At 40.4% G+C, this 7,954-nt stretch carries 8 protein-coding genes, 1 tRNA gene and 1 pseudogene; 3 read left to right on the forward strand and 7 right to left on the reverse strand.

Annotation, left to right across the window (positions count from 1 at the left end):
• The 3 genes and pseudogenes from ACFIO3_RS00445 to ACFIO3_RS00455 form a co-directional block, all read left to right on the forward strand.
• A pseudogene (locus ACFIO3_RS00445) lies at window positions 1-719 on the forward strand (coproporphyrinogen III oxidase); the annotation flags it as partial.
• Window positions 720-729: 10 nt separating this feature from the next.
• Window positions 730-1,950 carry an MFS transporter gene (locus tag ACFIO3_RS00450; RefSeq protein WP_375608562.1) on the forward strand — a complete coding sequence of 407 codons (1,221 nt, stop codon included), beginning with the start codon at window positions 730-732 and terminating at the stop codon, window positions 1,948-1,950.
• A 781-nt stretch (window positions 1,951-2,731) separates the two neighbouring features.
• Complete coding sequence (locus tag ACFIO3_RS00455; protein ID WP_375608561.1) at window positions 2,732-2,878, forward strand: hypothetical protein; 147 nt, start codon at window positions 2,732-2,734, stop codon at window positions 2,876-2,878.
• 46 nt (window positions 2,879-2,924) lie between these two features.
• On the opposite strand, the gene ACFIO3_RS00460 is transcribed toward ACFIO3_RS00455, so the two are convergent.
• The 7 genes from ACFIO3_RS00460 to ACFIO3_RS00490 form a co-directional block, all read right to left on the reverse strand.
• Complete coding sequence (locus ACFIO3_RS00460; RefSeq protein ID WP_375704006.1) at window positions 2,925-3,314, reverse strand: hypothetical protein; 390 nt, start codon at window positions 3,312-3,314, stop codon at window positions 2,925-2,927.
• Window positions 3,315-3,872: 558 nt separating this feature from the next.
• Window positions 3,873-4,211: an NADPH-dependent FMN reductase gene (locus tag ACFIO3_RS00465; RefSeq protein WP_375606460.1), complete on the reverse strand. Its 339-nt coding sequence runs from the start codon at window positions 4,209-4,211 to the stop codon at window positions 3,873-3,875.
• 260 nt (window positions 4,212-4,471) lie between these two features.
• Window positions 4,472-5,815 (reverse strand): MATE family efflux transporter, encoded by a 1,344-nt coding sequence (locus tag ACFIO3_RS00470; protein ID WP_375704007.1) that lies wholly within the window; start codon window positions 5,813-5,815, stop codon window positions 4,472-4,474.
• A 122-nt stretch (window positions 5,816-5,937) separates the two neighbouring features.
• On the reverse strand, window positions 5,938-6,078 hold the full coding sequence (locus tag ACFIO3_RS00475; protein WP_375606462.1) for a hypothetical protein: 141 nt from the start codon (window positions 6,076-6,078) through the stop codon (window positions 5,938-5,940).
• 25 nt (window positions 6,079-6,103) lie between these two features.
• A tRNA-His gene (locus tag ACFIO3_RS00480) sits at window positions 6,104-6,180 on the reverse strand.
• A 138-nt stretch (window positions 6,181-6,318) separates the two neighbouring features.
• Window positions 6,319-7,401, reverse strand: a complete 1,083-nt coding sequence (locus tag ACFIO3_RS00485; RefSeq protein WP_375609059.1) for a quinone-dependent dihydroorotate dehydrogenase — start codon at window positions 7,399-7,401, stop codon at window positions 6,319-6,321.
• Window positions 7,402-7,486: 85 nt separating this feature from the next.
• Entirely contained in the window at window positions 7,487-7,678 is a 192-nt protein-coding gene (locus tag ACFIO3_RS00490) for a hypothetical protein (protein WP_375614446.1), read from the reverse strand.
• Window positions 7,679-7,954: the final 276 nt, after the last annotated feature.

The raw sequence follows: 7,954 nt of genomic DNA on the forward strand, positions 1-7,954 counted from the left end.
CTGAAACCATCAACCTCTATGCAATCAACAATCTGGCTATCACGTCGCAACTGCATAAGTCTTACGCACAAAAAGGGTTGAAACCGTCCAGCCTACAGCATCGACAGATGCTTCGATTATTTAGCGACATCGTTATGCGCAGCTGCGGCTATGCGCCGTGTAATGGGCATTCCTATATCAAAATTTCCAATAACACTCCTCTAACGCTCGCTAAAACGAGTTCAGCTAATCATTTCCGCTATCACAAATATTTGCATGGTTATCATGATGATTATGTGGTTGGCTTTGGGGCGTCAGCACTGTCGATTCTCGGCTCACTCGTCACACGCGCCAATCCCAGTCGAAGCGAATACATTACCGACATACAACTTAAAGGCAAATCCAAAGTATACTACAATTGGGTATCAGCGGAGCAACAAGCCTCCAAGGCTTTGTGTATGCGGCTACCTTATAACGGCTATGCAAAAAAAGAAAGAATTGACTGGACCGCACTCCCCTCTTTTGTATACAATAACCTACAACAGCTCATAGATGCAGGTCTCATCGCAGAAAGTGATAACGATCTCCAGCTCACTCAGCGTGGTTGGCAATGGTATTCCAACCTTATGTATTTTCTTCTATCTCAGGAAGACAGGAATATCTTGGACGGCTATGTCTCAAACATGCTGAATACAACCGCCGTACTTGATGGAACAGTGGAAACCTGTGTGGCATCTTAAGGAGAACAGAATGTTCACGCTTTTTTCCAACAAGAACATACGCTATTTTTGCCTAACCGTTAGTCTGCTCGCCTTACTCAGCGGTGCTTTGCGCACTGCCATCCCGCTATTAGCAAGACAATCTGGATATGGCGTAGTCGGAGTAAGTTGGGCGCAAGGTCTCTTCTCATTAGCGTGGCCAATTTTCGGCATCCTTGCAGGCGTTTTACTTGATCGCTGCGACAAAATAAAACTTGCCACCTCAGCTCTCTTCATCTTCATGCTACTGCATATTGTCCTGTTCATACTGCTCATGATACAGATTACTCCAGCCGAACAAATTTTCTTCTATGCAACCATTGCTGGATTCATCGTCGTTTCTGCCGAAGCTTATATAATGACGATTCCACCACTTATCATGGAGGGAGAGCGATTGATGACCTTCTACTCTATTGTCTTGTTTTTAGATTTCGGGGTCTCCTATTTTCTTGCCCCTGTCATAACAAGCAGCATTTTAGCGCATAGCACACTGCTATTTCTCGGCCTGTTAATCGTGCTTTTTATCGCATTGATTTTTACCGCTCGCCATGCTGTTCCGACATCGCCAACACCTGATAAAGAAAACATCACTTTCCGTTATATCATTGCCGGCTTTCGTTTCATTTTTTCAAATCGGCATCTTACCTCCCTTACATTACTCACATTCTTTCTATCGGTGGTATTTGGAGCATTCCTAACCTCATTCATCTTCTTCGTTACCGACAGTCGGTATCTGGGCCTACATAGCAGCCAATATGGCGTGATGTTTGCAGCCTACGCACTTGGAACAATGGCAGGTGCCCTATTTGCGCCGCGTATACGCTATGCACCGGTGCGCCTAGCTGTTCTCACTGACGGTTTAGGAACGGTTGTCTTGCTGCTGATTCCAGCCTTTTCAAAAAGTGCTGTCGTCGTATGGGGCGTCACCTTTATCGCTGGCATTGGAGCAAGCTTATGGTTTATTGGTGTTACCGCCTTCAGGCAGCGCCTCACACCAAAGCAACTTCTCGGGCGAGCTAATTCTGCTTTTCGGGTGATAGGCTATGCTGGAACGCCGGTCGGAAGCTTTTTGGTCGGCGTCCTTGGTTCTTTTATATCATTGCAGTTTGCTGCCACCTTTATCGCTGGACTACTATTGGTGGCTATCGCGATAACGCTTCCATTTCTTTGGCAAGCTGATCATATAAACACCCCCAACCCTGCCACGAGGTAACAGCTGCTTTTAAAAAAAGACACGGTCAAAAAAGGCACACATACCCTATTACGCAATCGATTGATTTATTCTTTGGACGAGAAAATTATCACCATAATGGCTGATAGAGCCAGCGGCACTATAGAAGCAGCCAAACAAACGCTAAAGACAAAACAGCCCCTTTACGTTGCATTGGGCGATGATCCAACGCCTATATGAAGGATGCAGAGAGCTTATAGCGTACGAAGTGCAATTCTTAACTAAAAACTCCGCCCTAGCAATGCCTACGTATACTCCAGTTAATCCATCACCCGCTGGACATCAAATGCCTCACCCCTTTACTGCTCCTCAAAATACATTTTGCTTCACTTACGCGCCGTATTCTTCCTTTGTAATTAAAAGAGCAGCCCTCCTTTCCTAATTTATGATCTCTGCCTACACAACGCAGCAACAGATACGACCATATATGCAATCACGCCTTAGGACCTGCATAGTAGAAAGCTTAGTTCGAGAGATTCATAAAGCCTATATCCCAATAAATTTGCCGCCCAATCCATCTTTTAAAAGGGCGGTTTTATATAAACCGTTAGAGCAAGCTATGAAATCCTTAGGTGTATTAGAAATAATTGGCGGTTTTTACCTCAGACCAATGTTGATTGACTTTTACTCGTACATATACGCAAGCGGTGCTACTCTTTTCTCAGATAAAAAGGACATAATCGTTACCATCTGACCTATTATTGTTTGAAAATAAAAAAAAAGTATCAGTACGACTGATGATATTGAAGAGCTATCTCATTATGTGGCTGTACTTAATTACGGCATTGGGAAGCTAGACACGCAATCACCCGTTTCTGCGCGCCTTCTGCATGATATTCATAAGATTTTATTACGCGATAAACGCGGTACGTCCAAAAGCCTTGGCGAATTTCGCAAAGCACAAAATTAGCTTGTCGGTACGCAACTAAAGACAGCCTCATTCGTACCGCCCACTCCTACCACAGCCCCCCTACTCTCTCTACTACCATCCCCCGCTTAGAATCGCGCCAACTCATCACCGGTGCCTCGTTAAACACCACACCAGTCTCAAGGGCGGTAAAATGCGCCTTGCCGCATTTAATCTTCAGCATTTCTTTAAGACGCAAATCAAACTCGCTATTCGTTCCTTTTGTTTCCAGCACAAAGTAAAGCTTTTGTTCGCCATCCCGCTCTAAAAAAAACGTCCAATCAGGCGTGTAAGAGCCAATGGGAGTAGCTATTTTAAAACTTCTTTGCAGTTTAAAAAACAATCTTACATCAGAGTCGTTATCGAGATTTTGCGCAAACTCTTTCTCAATACGGCTCTCACAAATCACATGATCATAAAGACTTTTCTCATTGATCACCGCCGGCCATATGATCGCCTTTTCTGACCTAATTTTACAGATGTGGAATCAATCTTATTGTGATGCGCACATCCAGAGATTATTTTATCCTCTGCATTAGAACCAAAAACATAAACAATACGCAAGCGGCTTCGGTAAGAAGGCCAAAAGCTCAATCTCAACCTACACGAAAATGCATGTGCAGGCGAATGCCCCCATAATATGCAATATTTCAAGCACGTCCATAGTGGTACCCCTTTTAAAAATTGTGCCTATGGCTTATAATAATCTCCAAGATACACATTTAGCCCTTATCTGAAATAACTCGATTTTGGATTGATGAGAACGAAAACGCGCTGCAATAATCACGTTATTTAGCCCTAATGACCGGCACACGGAAGCCAACAGTCCTGCACCACCAACGACTAAATAACGGTATTTCCTATCATTTTTGATCATATCCTCCACCCTTATTGTTTAAAAATATATATTTCATCAACAAGATGTGCGCAGCGAGCCCGTACATTTACGCTGCTAAGTCTCCATGTACGGTTTTCATTCTCAAACGCAAAACCATCTTTAGCTGAAGCAACTTGATATTGCAGTGCCTGTCCATAAAGCATATGCACAACTAGTACCAAATATACACAGGGCAGTGCGCATTTTTGGTTGTATTGTCATGAGAGAGAAGACCAAAAGCTTTATCCAAAAAGCACCATAATCTAAATTATCAAGAGCATTCTTCAAAGTCTCTGAATAAGACCTGTAATAAACAGGATTTGCAAAAATAACACCGTTAGCGACTGCAATTGTTTTAACAAATGCATGCACTTCAGCACCGCTGATTGTATTGTAATAACTTATAAAAACAACAACTTTTTTAAATGCCTCCTCAACGGCGTATGAATATAAGCACATTTTTTCTCGTCATTTTTTAAGGTATTAAACTCTTCCAATCTACCGAACTTACTCTTAAATTGAAGCCGAATGATTTTAATAAATCCATATTATTTTAAAATTCAATAAAGAATATTGAGGCTACAATCAAAGGCACTTCTTTTCAATATTAAGCAAGTTTTGTAACCTATATTGTTATCTCCATAGAAGTAAAACAGCCTCTATGGACGGTGAATAGCTATGCCTTCACAGCTAGTGCTTTACAAGCGCTTTTATAACACTCACTCTACCCCAAACATAGGATTGCATTTTATTAAATAACCCACGCGCATATAATTAAAGATAGAAACGATTAAGCTTGCACCAATCATGCCAAGCCAATAGCCAATAAAGTCATATTCAAAAAAATGCGCCATTAGCGCTCCCCCCAATAGGCCTAACCCCCAATAACTTATTGCTACAACAATTGTTGACCAAAACGTATCAAGCAAACCCACAAGTATGCCATTGAGCATAGCTCCTAAAGTGCCAAAAGCAAAAGACAATAAGATGAATGGAAGCAACTCCCAAGAGAAAACAATAACGCGTTCTGAAGAAATATTAAAGATAGTTGTAAGGATAAATTCATAAGAGAGATAAACAACCACTGATAAAAATAAGACATAAGCTACAGCAAAAACTGTGACACTTATACGCAACTGTTTTAGAGCCATATTATTCCTATCTGCTCTATACCACGCTGCTATTGTCGCAGCTGCGCTGGAAATTCCCAAAGCCACCACAGAAATAAGCATATCGAGACGCATCCCTATCGTATGTGCAGCCAAAGATTCGACCCCATAAGCCGTAATCATAAATGCAATGACCGAAGGAAAGCCTTCCGCAATAAGAATACGTATACCAATGGGTAGCCCTACTCGCAGCAATTTTATTATTCGTGAAATCTCTAACTTTGGTCTCAAATAATTAAAGCGAAAAGAATGAAAAGCAGAATTGCGGGACAAAATTATTGCCGCAGCGATAACAATTAAAATACGGATCAAACTGCTCGCAACTCCAGCACCAAAGACACCTAATCCGCTCGCAGAACCTATACCAAAAATAAGCGGCCAAGAGATAAAAAAATTCACGATGATAGCTGCAAGCATAACCCAGGTTAAAGGCTGTGGATTACCAATTGCTGACAGCAATCCCCGGCTATTCACATAAAGATAAAAAAACACCCCTCCTATAGCAGCACCACTATTATATTCCTGCGCTATATTGGCAATTGTCCCATCTTGGCCGAGAAAACACAAAATATTCCTCGTGTTGAGTAAAATGATCGCACTCACCGTTCCAATCAAAAGGGAAAGCCCTATTCCTTGATCAAACCATGCCTTTAATGCATATCTATCTTGTCTACGAAAACTTTCCGCAAGTTTTGGTGCAACCGCGGTAATAATACCTAGCCCAAACAACATAACAAAACTAAATATACTCAGAGCTAACATTGTACCACTCAAGGCTTGCACGCCTAAATGCGCTACAAGCGCTGCTTCTGTGAAGGAAATCATCATCTGAGAGATAAACCCAACAACCAGTGGCATGCCAAGAGATAGCAATTGCTTCATCACAACAAACATTGTGAATACCCTTCCATATTGAAAAGTGTATGAAGCTCGGATCTTTTAAACAAAACAATTGATTTGTTCCGTAAAATCTTTCCATCGCAAGTCTTGTGTAAAAGATGCATAATGAAAACGCATTAAGGTAAGAGGAGAAGCGCAATGCGCCTTATTGTTTTTTTTGGAATGCCATGCGTTTTTTGTACAACATTATACCCCCAAGCAGTTACAGTCGGTGATACAATACTCTTAGCAAGCGTTTGTTCATCTTGCACATCCATTTTCAGTATTTCCAATAAAATTTTTTGGTACGGTTGGTGGGATTTGAACCTACGACCTCTGGTGCCACAAACCAGCGCTCTAACCAACTGAGCTACAACCGCATAAAAAGAAAATGTATCATAACTGTTCACGATTTTGTAAGCATTTATCCTTTGCTTATGTGACATAAGGAAAATCAACAAAGTTTGCAAGCCCCTTTAAAAAAATCTCGCAATTTTTTGTGAAGAAAAAAGCGTTTTTTACAAAGGAAATTTTGCCCAATGCTCAAGACTATGATCACGATAGCTTTTTATGTTATCAACTCCATCTTGTTGCATCATCTGCAAAATCTCTTGCAGAATAGTTATGACAAGATCTGGACCTTCATAAACCATCCCACTGTATAATTGAATCAAATCTGCACCAGCTTTTACTTTTTCCAAAGCAGTTTGTGCGTCCTTTACACCGCCAACACCGATAATTGCAATCTCCTTCCCTAACTTTTGACGCATTTTTGCAAGCACAATAGTAGAACGTTCAAAAAGTGGACGTCCAGAAAGCCCTCCCTCTTCATTGCTGAGGTGACTATTGCTAAGCCCCTGGCGTGAAAGAGTTGTGTTAGAAACAATCAGCCCATTAAAATTAGAAAGCTTTATTTCTTCAGCAACATCATCTAATTCTTTCTCTGATAAATCAGGAGCAATTTTTAAAAAAATGGGAATGGAGAATCCATGCTTTTTCTCTTGCTCATTTCGCACTTGCGAAATTGCACTCAACAAAAGATGCAAACTGTCACGGGCCTGTAAATCACGTAAGCCTGGTGTATTAGGAGAAGAAATATTAACCGTAAAATAATCAGCAACATCATAAAAATGAGCAATACCAACAGTATAATCACCAATCTTATTAACCGTATCCTTATTGGCTCCAATGTTAACGCCTACAACACCAGTTTTTTTACACGCGCGCAATCTGTTGTAAACAACTTGATGTCCATCATTATTAAAACCCATTCTATTAATAATTGCTTCATCTTCTTTTAAACGAAAGAGTCGTGGTTTAGAATTTCCAATCTGAGGCTTTGGTGTCACTGTCCCAATTTCTGTAAAACCAAATCCTAAACGAAAAACACCATCCACAACCTCTGCATTTTTATCAAACCCCGCTGCAAGACCAATAAAATTTTCAAACTCAAGCCCAGCAACAGTTACACACAAACGTTTATCGATAACCTTTTGACAGCCATTTAATCCACTTTTCAGCCCGAGAATCGCTAAACCGTGTGCTTGCTCTGGATCCAACATAAATAAGGCAGAACGGCCAATACAACGAAAAAAACTCATCAATCCTTCTCCACAACATAAAAATGATCCATCGCACCTCACCTATATCTTTTAACACAAAAGATTACCAATCAAAGAGAGCATATTATCCAAATAATACTTGCTCTCTTCTATAAGAAACTTCAGCATAAAAATCCATTAATAACCATACACATTTATATTGATGCATACCGTGTAAAAACTTTTTATTCTTTAAAAAACGTTTCTCTTTTTTGCTACTGTTCAGAGATAAACTTTCAAACCTAAACCTTATAAAATGCAGCACAAATTGAGACATCAATGGCTCTTCACCAAAGCCTTTCTCTTCTTTCTTATAGGTAAGCTTATACCCCCCCTTTAAAAGGCAAAAAAATTATCTCTATTCTCAAAGTTACTTTGTCTAATATCATATAATATATTGATTTTAATGATAATTAATCGTTATTCATATTGAATGAGAATCCCGAATATCGTAAGATTGTCTCATTTCAAATCTGTTTATCTTGAATCAATCAAAACCATTCGCTTGCACGTCACAAGCGAAGCTGGCGTGTGGGTAAAAACTGTATAAGAA

It is taken from the genome of Bartonella sp. AD328YNZD, from assembly GCF_042196425.1.